This is a genomic window from Neisseria mucosa, assembly GCF_013267835.1.
Taxonomy (GTDB): Bacteria; Pseudomonadota; Gammaproteobacteria; order Burkholderiales; family Neisseriaceae; genus Neisseria.
The window spans coordinates 1,756,880-1,776,806 of sequence record NZ_CP053939.1; the positions used below are offsets into that span (position 1 = coordinate 1,756,880).

General features: G+C 51.3%; 17 protein-coding genes. 7 read left to right on the plus strand and 10 right to left on the minus strand.

Annotation, left to right across the window (positions count from 1 at the left end; translation table 11 throughout):
* Positions 1-29: 29 nt before the first annotated feature.
* The 3 genes from FOC66_RS08410 (at position 30) to yccS (ending at position 4,697) form a co-directional block, all read left to right on the plus strand.
* Positions 30-1,076 carry a type IV pilus twitching motility protein PilT gene (locus tag FOC66_RS08410; RefSeq protein ID WP_003747652.1) on the plus strand — a complete coding sequence of 349 codons (1,047 nt, stop codon included), beginning with the start codon at positions 30-32 and terminating at the stop codon, positions 1,074-1,076.
* Positions 1,077-1,162: 86 nt separating this feature from the next.
* Positions 1,163-2,392, plus strand: a complete 1,230-nt coding sequence (locus FOC66_RS08415; protein ID WP_003747654.1) for a PilT/PilU family type 4a pilus ATPase — start codon at positions 1,163-1,165, stop codon at positions 2,390-2,392.
* A 163-nt stretch (positions 2,393-2,555) separates the two neighbouring features.
* Positions 2,556-4,697, plus strand: coding sequence for a YccS family putative transporter (yccS, locus tag FOC66_RS08420; protein WP_003747655.1), 2,142 nt, complete (start codon positions 2,556-2,558; stop codon positions 4,695-4,697).
* A 94-nt stretch (positions 4,698-4,791) separates the two neighbouring features.
* On the opposite strand, the gene FOC66_RS08425 is transcribed toward yccS, so the two are convergent.
* Positions 4,792-5,970 (minus strand): phosphoglycerate kinase, encoded by a 1,179-nt coding sequence (locus FOC66_RS08425; RefSeq protein ID WP_036493913.1) that lies wholly within the window; start codon positions 5,968-5,970, stop codon positions 4,792-4,794.
* 195 nt (positions 5,971-6,165) lie between these two features.
* Between FOC66_RS08425 and FOC66_RS08430 the strand changes: the two genes are divergently transcribed.
* Positions 6,166-7,515 carry a M16 family metallopeptidase gene (locus tag FOC66_RS08430; protein WP_003747659.1) on the plus strand — a complete coding sequence of 450 codons (1,350 nt, stop codon included), beginning with the start codon at positions 6,166-6,168 and terminating at the stop codon, positions 7,513-7,515.
* 58 nt (positions 7,516-7,573) lie between these two features.
* Positions 7,574-8,872, plus strand: coding sequence for a M16 family metallopeptidase (locus FOC66_RS08435; protein ID WP_003747662.1), 1,299 nt, complete (start codon positions 7,574-7,576; stop codon positions 8,870-8,872).
* 138 nt (positions 8,873-9,010) lie between these two features.
* Here FOC66_RS08435 and FOC66_RS08440 read toward each other — a convergent pair whose 3' ends face one another.
* From FOC66_RS08440 to FOC66_RS08480, 9 genes are all read right to left on the minus strand, one after another.
* Positions 9,011-10,393 (minus strand): calcium-binding protein, encoded by a 1,383-nt coding sequence (locus FOC66_RS08440; protein WP_231288098.1) that lies wholly within the window; start codon positions 10,391-10,393, stop codon positions 9,011-9,013.
* A 30-nt stretch (positions 10,394-10,423) separates the two neighbouring features.
* Complete coding sequence (locus FOC66_RS08445; protein WP_003747667.1) at positions 10,424-11,281, minus strand: hypothetical protein; 858 nt, start codon at positions 11,279-11,281, stop codon at positions 10,424-10,426.
* 72 nt (positions 11,282-11,353) lie between these two features.
* The gene (glmS, locus tag FOC66_RS08450; RefSeq protein ID WP_003747670.1) at positions 11,354-13,192 is read right to left on the minus strand and encodes a glutamine--fructose-6-phosphate transaminase (isomerizing); all 1,839 of its coding nucleotides are present in this window, start codon (positions 13,190-13,192) and stop codon (positions 11,354-11,356) included.
* Between the two features lie 89 nt (positions 13,193-13,281).
* Positions 13,282-14,403 (minus strand): hypothetical protein, encoded by a 1,122-nt coding sequence (locus FOC66_RS08455; RefSeq protein ID WP_003747672.1) that lies wholly within the window; start codon positions 14,401-14,403, stop codon positions 13,282-13,284.
* Between the two features lie 13 nt (positions 14,404-14,416).
* Entirely contained in the window at positions 14,417-14,812 is a 396-nt protein-coding gene (locus FOC66_RS10760; RefSeq protein ID WP_231288099.1) for a hypothetical protein, read from the minus strand.
* 23 nt (positions 14,813-14,835) lie between these two features.
* Positions 14,836-15,360, minus strand: coding sequence for a hypothetical protein (locus tag FOC66_RS08465; RefSeq protein ID WP_003747674.1), 525 nt, complete (start codon positions 15,358-15,360; stop codon positions 14,836-14,838).
* A gap of 87 nt (positions 15,361-15,447) precedes the next feature.
* Entirely contained in the window at positions 15,448-16,821 is a 1,374-nt protein-coding gene (gene glmU / locus FOC66_RS08470) for a bifunctional UDP-N-acetylglucosamine diphosphorylase/glucosamine-1-phosphate N-acetyltransferase GlmU (protein WP_003747676.1), read from the minus strand.
* A 64-nt stretch (positions 16,822-16,885) separates the two neighbouring features.
* Entirely contained in the window at positions 16,886-17,161 is a 276-nt protein-coding gene (locus FOC66_RS08475; protein ID WP_003747679.1) for a membrane lipoprotein lipid attachment site-containing protein, read from the minus strand.
* A gap of 61 nt (positions 17,162-17,222) precedes the next feature.
* Positions 17,223-17,870: a pyrimidine 5'-nucleotidase gene (locus FOC66_RS08480; RefSeq protein ID WP_003747681.1), complete on the minus strand. Its 648-nt coding sequence runs from the start codon at positions 17,868-17,870 to the stop codon at positions 17,223-17,225.
* A gap of 64 nt (positions 17,871-17,934) precedes the next feature.
* On the opposite strand from FOC66_RS08480, the gene FOC66_RS08485 reads away from it, so the two are divergent.
* On the plus strand, positions 17,935-18,936 hold the full coding sequence (locus FOC66_RS08485) for a thiamine ABC transporter substrate-binding protein (RefSeq protein ID WP_003747683.1): 1,002 nt from the start codon (positions 17,935-17,937) through the stop codon (positions 18,934-18,936).
* A gap of 113 nt (positions 18,937-19,049) precedes the next feature.
* Positions 19,050-19,895: a mechanosensitive ion channel family protein gene (locus FOC66_RS08490; protein ID WP_003747685.1), complete on the plus strand. Its 846-nt coding sequence runs from the start codon at positions 19,050-19,052 to the stop codon at positions 19,893-19,895.
* Positions 19,896-19,927: the final 32 nt, after the last annotated feature.

The window sequence follows — 19,927 nt, forward strand, 5'->3', positions numbered from 1 at the left end:
ATTATTCTAAACCAAAACAAGGCCACATTATGCAGATTACCGACTTACTCGCGTTCGGCGTGAAAAACAAAGCCTCCGACCTCCATTTGAGTTCGGGCATTTCCCCTATGATACGCGTACACGGCGACATCCGCCGCATCAACCTGCCCGAGATGAGCCCGGAAGAAGTCGGCACCATGATTACCTCGGTCATGAACGACCACCAGCGCAAGCTCTATCAACAGGATTTTGAAGTCGATTTCTCATTTGAGCTGCCTAATGTTGCCCGTTTCCGTGTCAACGCCTTTATGACCGAACGCGGCCCGGCCGCCGTATTCCGTACCATTCCGAGCACCGTCCTGACGCTGGAAGAATTACGTGCGCCGCGCATTTTCCAAAAAATTGCCGAAAATCCGCGCGGTTTGGTCTTGGTAACCGGCCCGACCGGTTCGGGTAAATCCACCACGCTGGCGGCGATGGTCAACTACATCAACGAAACCCAACCGGCCCACATTCTGACCATCGAAGACCCGATTGAGTTCGTCCATCAAAGCAAAAAAGCGCTCATCAACCAACGCGAGCTGCATCAGCACACCCACAGCTTCACCAACGCCCTGCGTTCCGCCCTGCGCGAAGACCCTGACGTGATTCTGATCGGCGAGATGCGCGACCCTGAAACCATCTCCCTCGCCCTGACCGCCGCCGAAACCGGCCACTTGGTTTTCGGCACGCTGCACACGACCGGCGCCGCCAAAACCATCGACCGTATTGTCGACGTATTCCCAGCCGGCGAAAAAGAAATCGTGCGCTCCATGTTGTCCGAATCCTTGCGCGCCATCATTTCCCAAACCCTGCTGAAAACCCGCGACGGCAACGGCCGCGTCGCCGCGCACGAAATCCTGATTTCCACACCGGCCGTGCGCAACCTCATCCGCGAAAACAAAATCGCCCAAATCAACGCCGCCCTCCAAACCGGTCAGGCCCACGGTATGCAAACCCTCGATCAAGCCCTGCAAACCCTTGTCCGCCAAGGCACCATCAGCCCCGAGATGGCACGCAGCAAAGCGCAAAACATCGAAAACCTCTCTGTTTTCTAAACCATACTCAGGCCGTCTGAACCCCATCATCCCGTTTTCAGACGGCCTTTGAGCCTGACCGAATACCCGTTTTAAAGAGAATCATCATGAGCGACCTCGCCCCTCTGCACGACCTGTTAAGCGAAATGGTGCAAGCCTACTCACAAAAAAACCAAGCACCGCACATCCCCACACCGGCCGAAATCGGCACGCATCTTCACCCCCTGCTCGACCGCATGTGTGAAGAGGCCGAAAAACGCAACGCCTCCGACATCTTCATCAGCGCAGGCTTTCCCCCTGCCATCAAAGTCGGCGGCACCCTCACGCCCATGCCCCACAAGGCACTGACCGGCGCGGACACCGCCGCCATCGCCGAATCCACCATGAACCCCGACCAGCTCGAAGCCTTCAACCGCGACTGGGAAATCAACTATTCCGTCCAATCGCGCAGCAACACGCGCTACCGCGTCAACGCCTACCACGAACAAGGCCGCGTCGGCATGGTATTGCGCCGCGTCAGCCAAGACATTCCCGAGATGAAGACCCTCGGTTTGCCCGAAAAGCTCCAAGAGCTCGCTCTTGCACCGCGCGGCCTGCTAATCCTCGCCGGCCCGACCGGTTCGGGTAAATCCACCACCATGGCCTCCATGCTCAACTACCGCAACCAAAAGCTGCCCGGCCATATCGTTACCATCGAAGACCCCATCGAGTTTATCTACAAACCTTGCCGCAGCATCTTCACCCAGCGCGAAATCGGCATCGATACCGACAACTGGAAAACCGCCGTTCAAAGCGCCATGCGTCAAGCACCCGACGTCGTCTGTATCGGCGAAGTCCGCAGCGAAGAAAGCATGGAATACGCCCTCCAACTGGCTCAAACCGGCCATCTGTGCGTTTTCACCATCCACGCCAGCACAGCCTCCCAAACCATCGAGCGCATCATCAACTTCTATCCGGAAGACCGCCGCCAACAGGTCTTGATGGATTTGGCGTTGAACCTCGTCGGCATCATCGGCCAACGCCTCGTCGTCAAGAAAAACCGCCAACGCACGGCCGTTACCGACCTCCTGCTCAACACTCCGGCCATGCAGGACCTGATTTTCAAAGGCGAATTGCTGGAAATCCGCGACCTGATGGCACGCTCCGGCAGCAACGGCATGCAGACGTTCGACCAGAATCTCTTCAATCTCTACGCACAAGGCCAAATCGAACTCAGCGAAGCCCTGCGCCAAGCGGTATCCGCCAACGATTTGCGCCTGCGCATTCAAATGCACGACGAGGGCAACAATACCGAGCGTCTCTACGACCGCATCAGCGACCTCAACCTGATGACCTGATGACGCAGGCCAAACAAGGCCGTCTGAACAGATGTGGAAACGAAATCAAGCATTTCGCCGTATCCGTTCAGACGGCCTTATCTCATTTAAAGCATTCTGAAACCGACTGAAAATCCTGTTAAAATCCAATCATTCATCTCATAACAAATAAAACAACCCAATCATGAACACCCCGCCGCTCAAACCTCTGATCATTGCCTCCCTACCCGTCTTCGCCAGCGTATTCATCGCCGCCACCCTCGTTTGGCACTTTAACACCCCCAAACTCGCCATGCCCTTCGTACTCGGCATTATTGCCGGCGGTTTGGTCGATTTGGACAACCGCCTCACAGGCCGTCTGATAAACATCGTTATCACCGTCGCCCTGTTTACCCTCTCCTCACTGCTTGCCCAAAGCACCATCGGCACAGGCATTCCCTTCATCTTGGCTATGACCCTGATGACTTTCGGCTTCACCATCCTCGGCACCGTCGGCCTCAAATACCGTACCATCGCTTTCGGTGCGCTCGCCGTCGCCACCTACACCACGCTGACCTACACCCCCGAAAGCTACTGGCTGACCAATCCCGTCATGATTCTGCTGGGCACCGTCCTATACAGCGTCAACACCCTGATCTTCCAAATCATCCTGCCCCACCGCCCCGTCCAAGAAACCGTCGCCAACGCCTACGACGCACTCAGCAACTACTTCGATGCCAAAGCCGACTTTTTCGATCCCGACGAAGCCGCATGGCTGGGCAACCGCCAAATCGACCTGGCCATGAGCAACACCGGCGTGATTACCGCCTTCAACCAATGCCGTGCCGCACTTTTCTACCGATTACGCGGCCAACACCGCCATCCGCGCACCGCCAAAATGCTGCGCTACTACCTCAGCGCGCAAGACATGCACGAACGCATCAGCTCCGCCCACGTCGATTACAGCGAAATGGCCGAGCAGCTCAAAAACACCGACCTCATCTTCCGCATCCGCCGCCTGCTCGAAATGCAGGGTCAGGCGTGCCGCAACATTGCCGCCACCCTGCGCAACAACAAACCCTACGCATACAGCAAACGCCTCGGCCGCGCCATGGAAGGCTGCCGCCAATCCCTCGGCCATTTTGCCGAAACCCACGCCGACAATGCCAACCTCCACAATATCCGCCGCCTGCTCGACAACCTCAGCAGCGTCGATTACCAACTGCGGCAACTGCAAAACGATGCGTCCCTTGCCGAAAACGACAACACCGACACCCGCATCGCCGCCCTTGAAAACACCAAGTTCCGCAACATCGGCGAGACCGTCCTCAGCCAGCTCAATTTCGAATCCGGCGTCTTCCGCCATGCCACCCGCCTCTCCATCGTCGTGGCCGCGGCCTGCATCATCGTCGAAATCCTCCATCTCAACCTCGGCTACTGGATTCTGCTGACCGCCCTCTTTGTCTGCCAGCCCAACTACACCGCCACCAAAAGCCGCGTGTACCAACGTATAGCCGGCACGATTCTCGGCGTGATTGTCGGTTCGCTCGTCCCCTACTTCACCCCGTCCGTTGAAACCAAACTCTGGATTGTCATCGCCAGCACCACCCTGTTCTTCATGACCCGAAGCTACAAATACAGCTTCTCCACCTTCTTCATCACCATCCAAGCCCTGACCAGCCTCTCGCTTGCTGGTTTGGACGTGTACCACGCCATGCCCATCCGCATCATCGACACCATCGTCGGTTCCGTTATCGCATGGGCCGCCGCCACCTACCTCTGGCCCGATTGGCGTTACCTCACCCTCAGCCACACAGCCGCCCAGACCATCACTGCCAACGGCCGCTATCTCGACGCCATCCTCGACCAGCTGCAAAACGGCAGCCGCGACGATGTCGACTACCGCCTCACCCGACGCCAAGCCCACGAAAGCACCGCCGCCCTCAGCAGCACCTTATCCGACATGAGCAGCAACCCGAAAAAATACCAAGACCGCCTGCAAGACGGTTTTACCCTGCTCAAAACCAGCTATGCGCTGACCGGCCACATTTCTGCGCTCGGCGCATACCGTGACCAGGTTCATCACGACGGCAGCGATACCTTCGCCCCATATGCCCGCCTGACCCACCACATCGCCGAACTCCTCAAACAAATGCCGCAGACCGAACCGGCCACCTTCGATGCAAGCATCGAAGCCATCCGACAGGAGTTTGCCGATTTGGAACAGACCGACAAAGAGCAGTCCCAACAAAACCAAATCCTCAAACACCAGCTCGACCTCATCATCCGCCAGCTTGCACCGTGTTATCAGGCATTGCACAGACAGTCGGATACGCAAACCGCCTAAACCGATAACACATTTCAACAAAATAAATAAGGCCGTCTGAAACCTGATTCCAGATTTCAGACGGCCTTTATTCAGCCATCAAGATTAAAACCGATTATGCGCCGCGTTTTTCCAAAGCGGCTACGGCAGGCAACTCTTTGCCTTCCAAGAATTCGAGGAACGCGCCGCCGCCGGTGGAGATGTAGCTGATTTGGTCGGTCACGCCGAATTTGGCAATCGCCGCCAAAGTGTCGCCGCCGCCGGCAATCGAGAACGCATCGCTTTGGGCAATCGCTTCGGCCAATACTTTGGTACCGCCGGCAAATTGGTCAAACTCAAACACGCCGACCGGGCCGTTCCATACGACAGTGCCTGCGGCTTTGAGCAGCTCGGCCAAAGCAGCGGCGGATTTCGGGCCGATGTCCAAAATCATGTCGTCTTCGGCAACGTCGGCAATGTCTTTCACCACAGCTTCCGCATCGGCGGCAAAGGCTTTAGCGACAACCACATCGGTCGGTAGCGGAACAGAGCCGCCTTTGGCCGCCATTTTCGCCATGATTTTTTTGGATTCTTCCACCAAATCGTGTTCGGCCAAAGATTTGCCGATGGCTTTGCCTTCTGCCAGTAAGAATGTGTTGGCAATACCGCCACCGACGATGAGTTGGTCGACTTTGTCGGCCAAAGATTCGAGGATGGTCAGTTTGGTGGACACTTTGCTGCCGGCAACGATGGCAACCATCGGATGAGCCGGTTGTTTCAGGGCTTTGCCCAAAGCGTCGAGTTCGCCCGCCATCAACACGCCTGCGCAGGCAACCGGTGCGGCTTGGGCAACGGCTTCAGTCGAAGCTTGGGCGCGGTGGGCGGTACCGAACGCGTCATTGACGAACACATCGCACAAAGAAGCGTAGGCTTTGCCCAGCTCCAAGTCGTTTTTCTTCTCGCCTTTGTTGATGCGCACGTTTTGCAACATCACGACATCACCGGCGTTCAAAGTCGGTTTATTTTCACGCCAGTCGTTCAATACTTTCACGTCTTTGCCCAACAGTTTGCCCAAATGCGCGGCAACAGGCGCTACATCGTCTTCAGGATGGAATTCGCCTTCGGTCGGACGGCCGAGGTGGGTCATCACGATCACAGACGCGCCGTTGTCCAAGCAGTATTTGATGGATGCGAGCGAAGCACGGATACGGGTGTCATCGCTGATGTTGCCGTCTTTGAACGGTACGTTCATATCGGCGCGGATCAGAACGGTTTTGCCTTGAACATTTTGTTCGGTCAGTTTCAAAAATGCCATGATGATTCCTTTGTGATGGTTGGGAACGGGAATGTTTGGGATTATCCGCGAATGAGGCGCGACGGTAAAGATTGGCAACGGCCGCGCTTGATGTGAATCAGCAGATAAAGCCGCAGGCCGTCTGAAACATTCGGCCAATCTTTGCAGATTTTCCGCTATACTTTGGCGATTGATTTTCATTTTACGGATTAAACCATGTTACGCCGAATTGCTTTAATGCTTGCCTTCGCGCTGCCTGCCGCCTCATGGGCGCAGACGCTTTCTGAAACCCTGCCCAACGGTCTGAAAATCATCGTCAAAGAAGACCACCGCGCGCCTGTGGCCGTTTCGCAGATTTGGTACAAAATCGGCAGCGTGGATGAAAAACCGGGCAAAAGCGGCCTGAGCCACGCTTTGGAACACATGATGTTTAAAGGCACGAAAGACGTCCCCTCCGGCGAGTTCAACCGCCGCGTGTCCGAGCTGGGCGGGCAAAACAACGCCTACACCAACCGCAATGAAACGGTGTATTACGAAAACGTCGCCGCCGCCAACCTGCCCGAGATTCTGAAGCTCGAAGCCGACCGCATGCACAACCTCAACTTCAGCGACAAAGAATTCCTCAACGAGATGAACGTCATCCGCGAAGAACGCCGCCAACGCACGGAAGACACGGCCGACGGTAAAATGTGGGAGCAAGCCTATCTTGCCGCCTTTACCCAACCGTCCATGCGCGCCTCCGTCATCGGCTACATGAAAGATTTGCACACCCTAAAAGCCGACGACCTGCGCGCGTGGTACAAACAATATTACGCGCCCAACAATGCCGTATTGGTCATTGTCGGCGATGTCGATGCCAAACAAACGCTTCAGACGGCCGCCAAACTCTTTGGCGATATTCCGGCCAAAGCCCAGCCGCCGCGCAACAAGCTCCATACCGAACCCTATTTGCGCAAGCCTGTTACGGTCAAAGCCACTTCTCCGGTTACACACCAGCCGCTGATTGCCATCAACTTCCGTGTACCGAAACTCCAAAAACTCGATGACACGATGCCTTTCGCCCTCGACATCCTCTCCGATATTTTGGCAGGCAACGCGTCCAGCCGTTTTGATAAAAACCTCGTGCGCGGCAAGCAAACCGCATTGAGCGCAGGAACGCATTACGACATCATCAGCCGAGAGATGCCGCTGTTCAGCGTCATAGCCATGCCTGCCGAAGGCGTGAAAACCGATACTCTGATTGCCCAGCTGCGCCAAGAAATCAAAGACATTGCCGACCACGGCGTTTCAGAAGAAGAATTGCAGCGCGTCAAAACCCAAGCAGCGGTCAACGAAATCTACGCCAAAGACTCCATGTCTTCCCAAGCCTCCATGATGGGCCGCCTCGAAGCGCGCGGTTTCCAATATACCGACGAACAAGAAATCCACCGCCGCCTACAGGCCGTCAGCGCACAAGAAGTACAGGCCGCCGCCCGGATGTTGACCGACGAGCGCATGAGTACCGTCATCATCGAGCCACAAAAAACAGCCGCCGCACCAAGCAAAAAAGCTGCCAAACGCCGATAAACATCAGGCCGTCTGAAAGCCCATATCCTTTCAGACGGCCCTAACAGAAAGCCACAACATGAAACCCACCCTGCTCGCCCTTGCCCTACTCCTGCCCTTAAGCGTCCAAGCCGCCACCGACATCCAACGCTGGCGCAACCGCGACGGTACCCAAATCCTCCTTGTCGAACGCCACGAAAACCCCATCATCGACCTTGAAGTCAGCTTCAAGGGCGCAGGCAGCGTCGCCAATCCGGACGGCAAAAGCCAAGTTGCCGAATTTACCGCCGCCCTCCTGACCGACGGCACCCAAGAGCTGGACGAAGAAGCCTTCAATGCCGAAGCCGACAACATCGGCGCACAAATCAGCAGCGACAGCAATGCCGAAAGCGCGTCCGCAGGCTTCCGCAGCCTCAGCAAAGCCGACATCCGCGACAAAGCCGCCAACTTGCTCAACCACTCGCTGACCCGTCCGCGCTTTGACGAAGCCGTTTTCCGCCGCCGTCAAACCCAATCCATTACCGGCTTGCAACAACAAGAAACCACCCCCGACTACACCGCCACGCGCGAACTGACCAAACTCATCTACCCGAAACACCCCTACGGCAGCGGCGCAAACATAACCGTTGACAGCCTCAAACGCGTCAACCTCGACGACATCCGCGCCTTCCACCGTACCCACTACGGCAAAGACAACGCCATCGTCGCCATCGTCGGCGACCTCAACCGCAAACAGGCAGAGCAACTGGTCGATCGCGTCCTCAAAGACCTGCCGGCCAAAGCCACCGCAACCCACGCCATCCCGCCCGTTCCCAAACAAACCGCCCAACGCCGCGACATCCCCTTTGCCGGCACACAAGCACAAGTCCTGCTCGGCACCTCCCTCATCAAACGCCACGACCCCGACTATTACGCCCTCGTTGCCGGTAACTACATCCTCGGCGGTGGCGGTTTCGACAGCCGCCTCATGAAAGTTTTGCGCGACCAACACGGCTACACCTACGGCGTATACAGCAGCCTCGCCCCGGCGACAGAAGAAGGCACGTTTGCCGTTTCCTACTCCACCCAAAAGAAAAACACCAAAGCCTCACTGGCCGACACCCAAGCCGTCATCGAACAGTTTATCGCCGAAGGCCCGACCGAAGCCGAACTGAAACAGGCCAAAGCCAACATCGTCGGCAGCTTCCCCCTGCGCTACGACTCCAACGACAAACTGCTTAACTACCTGAGCCTGATCGGCCTCTACGACCTGCCCAACGACTACTTGGAAGCCTACCCCAAAGCCATCAACAGCCTGACCGTCGAACAAGTCCGCGACGCATGGCAACGCCGCGTCAAATTCAAAGACCTCAACACCGTCGTTGTCGGCGCAGAATAAAACGCTTTAAAACAACAGGCCGTCTGAAACCTTGAAATAGGTTTCAGACGGCCTTTAGCTTTGTTTAAAATCAATCAAACCATTTGTAGATAATTGGTAGAATTTAAGTCCCCTTTTTACATTTTCTTTTGATTTTACTTAAGAAATCCTCGCTCCATGTGATTGGGATTGCACGATTTGTTTTTGTTGCTCCTCATATTCAATTCGTTGTGCCGTTTGCTGAATTTGGCTCAGGCTTTCCTCTACCGGCGTCTTAGCCGCTTCCCACATATCTACAGAAGCCATTATTAATCCGGGGGCTCTGTGTCCGACCGAGACTTTCCCATTATCGTTAATATTGATTAAAGACACACCACTCATCTTGTTTTTATAAGCCACTGAAGCTAACGACATCGCAATATTGTCCAAACTATTTGCATCGTAAGCGATGTTTTTCTGGGCACAAAAATCAGCAAAAATCTGTTTCCCTTGATGATAGATTTTTTGGGCGTTTTGCGGCATATCCTCAATAGTTAAAGCCGTTGGTTTATCAATATCCGCCGCGTATTGATCGCGTTCATCCCTTTCATCCAAAGACATCATATTTGGATCTTTTTCGATAAGGTCACGGGTTTTTTGGTACATTTCGTTGGCATTCTGCTCAATGTCTCGCCAACGCCCCAGCAGGCTTTTATCATATAAGGCTGGTGATTTTTTCAGCTTATTAAATAACCCTCCTCCTTGACGAAACAGAAGAATACCTGTTTCTTCCATCAGAATATCTGGTTTTTCTTGGTTCGATTTCTCCGATTGGAGTCTTTTGAAGTCCTTATCCGTAATATTGACAAACGGCAGCTTGTCGGTATCGGTATAGACAAGGGGTACAGACCTGCCTATACCTTTCGGATCAATAGCTTTCTTGAACCCCGCGTTTGCCGTATCTACCATCATTTTTAACATCCTGCCCGAAGCGTCTTGGGAAGATGAACCGCCGATAAAATCGAAGTTGTCGTCTTTGGGCGTGATTCTGAGGTTGCGAATTTCGCGGCTGCCGTCCGGACGGACGAAGAATTGGAGCTTTCTAAGATCATCAGGTGTAACAACTACTTGTGTTGAACCGAAGATAAAAGCACGTTCGACGTAGTCTGAAGATGAAGTGTCGATTCCGTATTGAGAAACAGCGACAGTAAAACCATTTCCTGGAGTCGTACTGTAGAAACCATTTTTCCAACTGTTAAATCTCTCTACCCCATAGATTTTATTACCAATCTCATCGAAAGAATAAGGTGTATTTCTTGCAGGTAAATTCGAGGCTTTAAAAAAATTCTCAAACATCTTGAAATCTGCTGCCGTGGCATATCTGCCTGCACCATTCTTCATATAGTCGGTTGCGTCAATTTTTACTGGTGTACGATTAGCTGATGTTATCGATATTCCCATATCTTCTCTTTTGGGTGGTATCGGGCTGTTCCACAAATATTGGGATAAAATTCTATCTACTGTAACATCGGATACAGCTAAAGATTTTTGGTTATCTGGCATGATAATGTTGCTCCTCGTTAAGAAGATAAGTTATTTGACATAAAAAGGTTGCCACAAAACATCTCCGCAATTGTTCATGAATAATATTTCTGTAGCGTATTGTTGATACGTTCTCTCTTTATTTACATTCCATCTATGCAGGCCAGGATCTACACCAGTAAATTTAAAATAAAAATTACCTACTCCGTAATTTTGAATATTGATATTTTGGGGTATGTCATTTTCTGGAAAAATTGCTGCTCCTTCCAAATAAGTAATTAAAGCATCTTTTTTAATTATTGGTTCAGCCTCTTTTTTACTTAAAACTGTACAGCAATCAGAACCATACACATCTGCACCGTTCTTACTGGGACCTCTAAGAATCAAAGTAAAACCTTTATTGTCATATTGTTTCAAATAGTTTTTCAAATCATTTTCCTGTCTGATTTCCTTTTTAGGATATTTTGCCAGCAGCGTCCCATCCGTCGGATCTTTCTCCGCCAAAAACATACTATCCCATTGCTCGTTAGTGTAATCCTGCGGGACAAACCAGACGCTACAGGCCTTTTCGTGACGTACGCAGTCTGCTCCCGTAGAATAATCCCGTCCGCCCTGATTGGTGGTCATGTTGGCCTTATAGGCTTCTGTTTCTCCCAACAACCTACCTGCAAAACTGACCATTGCTTTCCTGTGTAATTCCTCAGGGGTGTAAAATTTCCTGTCCCGCCAGCAGTAACCTGCCCTGAGTTTTTCCCTGTATTCCTGTTCCGAAACCCCGTCAGGCTTGGGGTCTTTGGCAATCAGTTCTTTCCAGTATTGGTATTTATCGGGCGCAGTATATTCATATATACCGAAGCCTGCTGCCGCCAAAGCAGCGATTGCCAGTAGGTATTTATAGACTTTATTCATTTGTTTGCCTTTAATTAATAATCAAGGTCGTCTGAAACTTTTCAGACGACCTTTTATCGTTTAAGCCAGGCTTTACTCAACCGTTACCGATTTAGCCAAGTTGCGCGGTTTGTCCACGTCTGTACCGCGTGCGAGGGCAGCGTGGTAAGACAGGAGTTGCACGGGGATGGTGTGCACAATCGGTGAGAGTACGCCGACGTGGCGTGGGGCGCGGATGACGTGCACGCCTTCGGTGGCGTTGAAGTTGCTGTCGAGGTCGGCGAAGACGAAGAGTTCGCCGCCACGTGCGCCGACTTCCTGCATATTGGCTTTCACTTTGTCCAACAGGCTGTCGTTCGGGGCAATCACGACAACGGGCATGTTCTCGTCCACCAATGCCAACGGGCCGTGTTTCAGCTCACCCGCAGGATAAGCTTCGGCGTGGATATAGGTAATCTCTTTCAGCTTCAACGCGCCTTCGAGGGCAATCGGGAAGTGGATGCCGCGGCCCAGGAAGAGTGCGCTGGTTTTCTTGGCAAATTTTTGCGCCCAAGCGGCGATTTGCGGCTCAAGGTTGAGAACGTGCTGAATGCTGCCCGGCAGTTGGCGCAATTCTTCGACGTATTCACGCGCCTGTTCGTCGGAAACCAGGCCGCGGTGTTTGCCCAAGGTAACGGCCAGGCCGAACAAGACAACCAGTTGGGTCGTGAACGCTTTGGTAGAGGCAACGCCGATTTCTGCGCCGGCGCGTGTGTACAGTACCAATTCGCTTTCACGCGGCAGGGCGGATTCCATCACGTTACAGATAGACAGGCTGTGTTTGTGTCCCAAGGATTGCGCGTATTTCAGGGCTTCCATGGTGTCCAGGGTTTCGCCGGATTGGGAAATGGTGATGACCAGTTGTTTCGGATCGGCAATCACGTCGCGGTAGCGGTATTCGCTGGCGATTTCCACGTCGGTCGGCACTTTGGCAATGGATTCGAGCCAGTATTTGGCAGTCAGCGCGGCATAGTAGGACGTGCCGCAGGCAAGGATTTTGATGCTGTGGATATCGTCGAACACTTCGCGGGCGTTCGCACCGAAGTTTTCAGGTTCAAAACCACCGTCCAAGAAGACTTCGGCGGTATCGGCGATGGCGCGGGGTTGTTCGTGGATTTCTTTTTGCATGAAGTGGCTGTATGGGCCCAACTCCAAAGAAGCCAGAGACAATTCGGATACTTTAACCGCGCGTTCGGTTTGAGCACCGGTTTTGTCGAGCAGTTTTTCGATACCGTTTGCGTTCAGCAGGGCGATGTCGCCGTCTTCCAAGTAGGCGATGCGGCGGGTAAAGGCAATCACGGCGGATACATCGGAAGCGATGAAGGTTTCCTGGTCGCCCAAGGCCACCAACAGCGGGCAGCCCATGCGCGCAACAACCATTTCTTCAGGGTTGTCTTGTGCGATAACAGCAATGGCGTATGCGCCGTGGAAACGGGCAGTCGCAGCTTGGACGGCTTCAAACAGTTTGCCGCCGTTTTGCGTGTATTCGTGGTTGACACTGTGGGCGATGACTTCGGTATCGGTTTGCGATTCGAAGGTGTAACCCAGAGCTTGCAGGCGTTCGCGTTCGGCTTCGAAGTTTTCGATGATGCCGTTGTGGACAACCGCAATCATGCCGCCGGAAATATGGGGGTGGGCGTTAGGCTCGGTTACGCCGCCGTGGGTCGCCCAACGGGTATGGCCGATGCCGATATGGCCAAACACGCCTTTTTCGCGTGCAGCATCTTCCATCAGCTGCACGCGGCCGACGCGGCGGACGCGTTTGATTTTGCCGTCCATGTTTACGGCAATACCCGACGAATCGTAGCCCCGATATTCAAGGCGTTTGAGACCATCGGTCAGAAAATCGACTACATTGTGATTGGCGCGAATAGCACCTACGATACCGCACATATAAGTTCCTTAGTATCAAAAGTTTGAGAAAATCTACGCCACTGACTTTCAGACGGCATAGGGGATTACTTCAGTTTGCAACGTCATTATTATCCAAGGGAACGACCACCGAAACTTTGCTCATTTGCTTTCTGTTGTACTTCTTGAGCCATATTTTGTTGTTCTTGTATTATTTTTTCTTGAACTTTTGCATCTAAAGCAGCAACAATATTTTTGTTATCGGCAATAACTTGCTTAGTAAATGAACCATCTTTATCACTTATAAGATTATCAATTAGCGCACTAAAATCATCACGAGAAACCTGAGCACTTACTTTTTTACCTTCTTCTCGTTTAATTTTATTAATAGATTTCTCAGGCTCATTAAACAATTTTCTAATTTCATCATGACTATTTTTTTTATCTCCTTCTAATTTAGAAGGATTTTCAAGAGGATTCGTTTTAACACTATCCCACTCATCAGATAAAATATTATTTTTTCCCATTTTATTTAATTGAGAAATTAGAATTGCACCTAATACTGCCTCTTTTCTACCAGTTTCTATATAGTCATTTTTGTCCTTAAGAATACTATCAATTCTATTATTTACCTCATTAACTGAATGAAATTTACCATTTTTAATTTCTTGTAATACTGTTCTCCCATTGCGTTCACTTTGATTGTAAAGTTTCGAAGTTACTGCTACTAATTGTATTTTGTCATCAAAAGACAATTTTTTATATAACTCTGTCTCTTGCAAAGGAGTAAAAATATTTTTCTCAATCTTATTAATCTGATTTACATCTCGAGTATGAACCCAAGTAATTCCATCTTTACTACTGAAGAATTGATTAAACCTAGCTTTAAACTCAGCTGGTAACGGTCTTCCATCTTCTTTTTCTATCTCTCTACCTGTCCTTCCTAAATCATGAATAATATCCTTTTCTTGTTTTTCAGAAAGTTTCCATTCGGGTTTTTTCTCTAAAGCCCATTTTTGATATGCATCAACTAAATCTTTTACAACTTCGGGATGCTGTCCTAAATCGGTTTGTATTGTTCCGATAGAATATCCACTATTCCCAACAGGATATAATTTCCCATTTTTAGTATTTGCTGCTATAACTAATTTATAAGCATTTAATTTTGATTCAGAAGAAACACCTACTGCAAAATAAGCTATTGTTTGAAAATCTTCTTTACTTAATGTTTTTTGTTGATTATTTGACACCATGATTTAAAAATCCTTATTTAATCAAAATAAATTCTTTACCCTTTTTATATTCTTTATTATTATTTTTATAAAATTCAATAATCTTATTATTATCTATAATAAAATAACTTTCATTACTATCGTATCTAGGACAAGACTCATACCAGTTATTTCCCTCATCAGAACAATAACTTAAAAATAGTTTATTTCCCTTCACATATCCTTTTAATTTTCCACTTCCCCCGCTACCTGTCGAAATTCCCTCATTCCATACTCCTGTAACTGAATTACCCTCCTGCTTGAGAACCAATTCTTTCCCTCCCACAGTATCTTCAACCTGATCAGTATATGACCAAGTACCAGAAAAAGATGATGGACGAGCACATGCCATCAATGGGATTAATAAAAAAATTGAAATATACTTTTTCATTTCTTACTCCATAGATACTATTTTTACCGTTTATGAATAACTCTATACCCATTTTCTCCAGCTTTACTTGTCCTTGCGCATAAATCATTTCCGCAACGGACAATATCTGCTTGATTAATCCGTGTAACCATATCTGCATCAATTTTCTTACTCTGAATAACTCCCGAATAAAACCAAATCAATGCAATTCCCCCAATAACCAACGTTGCCAATGTTAGCGATGTAACCCATACTGAACGGGAAGAAATTTTATTATTTTCCTCCTGTACTTTCCGAAGGTAGCCATTAAACTCTCTAACTTGATCTGCCATCTGATTACGTGCTTTTTCCATATCTTTTACATAAGCATAAACAGTTTGAGAGACTTCTTTTGTTACTTCCTCCCTAATCATTTGAACAAGCATACGACGTTGTTCAATTAAAGATTTGTCTAACTCATTTCGAACATCATTCACAAGTTTTTCACTATTGTCTCGATATGCAACCATTAATCTAGATGTCTCGATAACCAAACTTCGAGCTTGTTCTATATCAGTGTTTTCTTCCATTATACGTCCTATGAAAATTAAATCTTTCTTACCTTCAGACGGCCTGTTGTTTCTCAAGGCCGTCTGAAAATAAATAAAAGGCCGGTTTTACTTCTTATCGCCTTTTTCCGGACGTACCCAGCCTTCGATGACGGTTTGGCGCGAACGGGCGAGGACGAGTTTGCCGTCTTCGACGTTTTTGGTAATTGCGCTGCCTGCGCCTGTCGTCACTTTGTTGCCCAGCGTTACGGGGGCGATTAAAACGCAGTTTGAACCGATGCGCACTTCGTCGCCGATGACGGTTTTGTGTTTGTTCACGCCGTCGTAGTTGGCAATAATCGTGCCAGCGCCGAAGTTGGTTTTGCTGCCGATTTCGGCATCACCGATGTAGGTGAGGTGGTTGGCTTTGGTGCCGTTGCCGATGGTGGCGTTTTTGACCTCGACGAAGTTGCCGATGTGTACGTCGTCGGCCAGTTTGGCTTGCGGACGCAGACGGGCGTATGGGCCGATTTGGTTGTTTTCGCCGACTTCGCAACCTTCAAAATGGGAGAATGGGGCGATTTTGGTGTTGGCACCGATTTTGGCGTTTTTGATCACGCAGTTGGCACCGATTTCGACGTTGTCGCCGAGTTCGACTTCGCCTTCGATGACGACGTTGACATCAATCACGACATCTTGTCCGTGTTTCAGACGGCCTCGTAAATCAAAACGTGCCGGATCGCGCAGGGTGACGCCTGCTTTGAGCAATTCTTGCGCCTGTTCGATTTGGAAAATGCGCTCGAGTTCGGCCAGTTGGAGTTTGTTGTTCACACCGGCGGCCAGATGGGAGGCGCGGACTTGGACGGGATGAACTTTGATGCCGTCGGCAACGGCTTTGGCGATGAGGTCGGTCAGGTAGTATTCGCCTTGGGCATTGTTGCTGGAAAGGCTGTTCAACCAAGCTTCAAGTTTGGCGTTAGGCAGAACCAAAATGCCAGTGTTGATTTCTTTTACGGCTTTTTGGGCGGCATCGGCGTCTTTTTCTTCGACAATGGCGGTTACGCTGCCGTTGCTGTCGCGGATGATGCGGCCCAAACCTGTCGGGTCGTTGGGCACGTCGGTCAACAGGCCGACTTCGTTGCCTGCGGCTTCGAGCAGGGTTTCGAGGGTGGCTGCGTCAATCAGGGGGACGTCGCCGTACAACACCAGCGTGCGGCCTTCGGCGGCAAGGTGCGGCAGGGCGGTTTTGACGGCGTGGCCGGTACCGAGCTGTTCGGTTTGTTCAACCCAAACGACATCGCGTTTGACGGTGTCCAAGACCTGCTCTTTGCCGTGGCCGATGACGACGCAGATGTTTTGGGGATTCAGGGAGGCGGCGGTGTCGATAACGCGCTCAACCATGGGAAGGCCTCCGATGCGGTGCAGCACTTTGGGCATTTTGGAGTACATGCGCGTGCCTTTGCCGGCGGCGAGGATGACGATATTTAAAGCTGTCTGAGCCATGATACGGTTTCCGTTGTCGTTGTTTGAGGCCGTCTGAAAAGTTCAGACGGCCTTGGGGATATTGTTATTCGGTTGCTGGCTGTTGGTTGGCAAATTGCGGTTTTTGCCAGTTTTGGCCGCGTTCAGCGTGTTCCGCTTGATGGGATTGGACGGCGCGGCGCTCTGGGCGGAACTGGTTGTAATTCATGTTTTTAGAATAAGTACCGTCCTGATAAACAATGGGTGTGCCGGTAGCATACTTTTGGCGTACGGCGGTACGGCCGGATTCGGTGGTGTAGGTTTCCCAAGAGCAACCGGCCAAAACGGCGGCGGCAGTCAGGATTAAAGCGAGTTTACGCATGATGTTGTCCTTGTTTTTAAATGTCGTCAATACCGTGTATTGTACTTGATTTTTAAAAATTTCACGGCAGTTTTGTGCAAAATTCAAGCAAACCCTGCATATCTTTCGCCATGCCGTCGGCAAATGGCAACGGATGGGCTTTTTCGCCGTACCAAACGGTCTTCATGCCCAAGGCTTTGGCTTGGTGCAGATTGTCGGCGCTGTCGTCTACCATAATGCACTGTTCGGGTTTGACGCCCAACAGGCGGCAGACGTTGAGATAGGCTTGCGGATTGGGTTTGTAGAGCAGGCCAAAGTCATCCGTGCCGAACAAGCCGTCAAAATGCGCTTCCAAGCCCAAGGCTTCAACCAATGCGCGGACATAAAACGAAGGCCCATTGGAAAATACGGCTTTTCGCCCTTTCAGACGGCCTAAAACGTCATCAGTTCCATCCATACCCTCCACCTTTGCCAAAATTTGCTTAAGCGGGTGACTTTCACGCAAAAATTCATCGATATCGACTTCGGGATGGTGGATTTGCAAACCGGCAAGCGTCGCGCCGTATCGGTGCCAATAATCTTGGCGCAGGTGGGAGGCGGCTTCTTCGGAAAGTTTCAGACGGCCTGCCATGTATTCGGTCATGGCGCGGTTGATGATGTAGAAAATGCCGGCTTCGGCATTGTGCAAAGTGTTGTCGAGGTCAAACAGCCAAACGGGGGAATGATTCATATCGTGCCTTGATATGCAGATTTTGTTATGATATTTCGTATTTTACCCGTACAAAGGAAAGAGAATGAAACTGAAATTGTCCGCCCTCGCCCTGTTGCTGGCTTCGGCAAACCTGTACGCTCAAACCGAAGTGCGTCTGGCCGTGCACAAATCCTTCAGCCTGCCCCAATCCGTCATCGCGCAATTTGAAAAAGCCAACGATGCCAAAGTGTCCGTCATCAAGGCAGGCAGCGGCAACGAAATGCTCAACAAGCTGATTTTGAGCAAGGCCAACCCGATTGCCGATGCAGTTTACGGTTTGGACAACGCCAACATCGGCAAAGCCAAAGCCGCCGGCATCCTCGCCGCCAGCCAACCCAAATCCGCGCCCGTAACCGCGTCCCTGCCCGATGCGCTGGCCGTCGATTACGCCTATGTCGCCATCAACTACGACAAAAAATGGTTTGAACAGAAAAAACTGCCCCTGCCGCAAACCCTGCAAGACCTGACCAAACCGGAATATAAAAACCTTCTGGTGACCCCGTCTCCCGCCACCTCCTCGCCCGGCCTCTCCTTCCTCTTGGCCAACATCGGCGGCATGGGTGAAGAAGGCGCGTTCAAATGGTGGGCGCAAATGCGCCAAAACGGCGTGAAAGTCGCCAAAGGCTGGAGCGAAGCCTACTACACCGACTTCACCCAAAACGGCGGTGCCTATCCCCTCGTGGTCAGCTATGCCACCAGCCCGGCGGCCGAAGTCCACTACTCCAAAGGCAAATACAGCACCCCGCCCACCGGCAACCTCTTCCTCAAAGGCGGCACATTCCGCCAAGTTGAAGGCGCGGCCGTTTTGAAAGGCGCGAAACAACCCGAGCTGGCGGCCAAACTGGTAAGCTGGCTGCAAAGCGGCGACGTGCAAAAAGCCCTGCCTGCCGAAATGTGGGTCTATCCGGCAGTCAAAAACACGCCGCTGCCCAAAGTATTCGAGTTTGCCCAAACCCCGAAACACAGCGATTCCCCCAACCGCGCCGACATCAACACCAAACAAAAACAATGGGTGAGCCGTTGGAGCAAAACCGTTTTACGTTAAGCTGAAAAAAATTTAAGAAAGATTAAAGGCCGTCTGAAAAACCAAATCATTAGTTTTTCAGACGGCCTTGTTTTACAATAACCTTTTAAACAACTTCACACGCACACACAATTATGAATTTCGATCTTCAAGCCCTCTCCTCCTTCTCCGGCTGGGAACACCTCGCCCAAGTTGGTATGTCTTTCGGCACCAACCTGCTAGCCGCCTTAGCCATCTTCTTTATCGGCCGCTGGGTCGCCACGCGCGTGGTAACACTGATGAAAGCCGCGCTGACACGCGCCAAAGTCGACAAAACACTGGTCAGCTTCCTCGGCAACGTCGCCAACATCGGCCTGCTGATCCTCATCATCATCGCCGCACTGGGCAAACTCGGCATCCCGACCACTTCCGTTACCGCCTTGATCGGTGGCGCAGGCCTGGCCGTGGCTTTGTCATTGAAAGACCAACTGTCCAACTTCGCCGCCGGCGCGCTGATTATCCTCTTCCGTCCGTTTAAAGTCGGCGACTTTATCCGCGTCAACGGTTTTGAAGGCATCGTCCGCGAAATCAAAATGGTGCAGACCTCTTTGAGTACGCCGGACAACGAAGAAGTCGTCCTGCCCAACAGCGTGGTCATGAGCAACAGCATCGTCAACCGCTCCTCCCTGTCCCTCTGCCGCGCCCAAGTCGTGGTCGGCGTCGATTACGCCTGTGATTTAAAAGTTGCCAAAGACGCCGTATTGAGAGCGGCAACCGAGCATCCATTGTGTGTTCAAACCAAAGAACGACCTGCCGTCGTATACATTACCAACCTTGGCGACAGCGCCATCGAAATCACCCTTTGGGCGTGGACGCAAGAAGAAAACCTCGGCCCGTTCCGATTCGCCCTGAACGAACAAGTGGTTGAAAACCTGCGTGCCGCCAACATCAACATCCCATTCCCGCAACGCGATGTCCACCTCATCCAGCCGAAAGCCTGATTTCAGCTTTCAGGCCGTCTGAAATCCGGCGG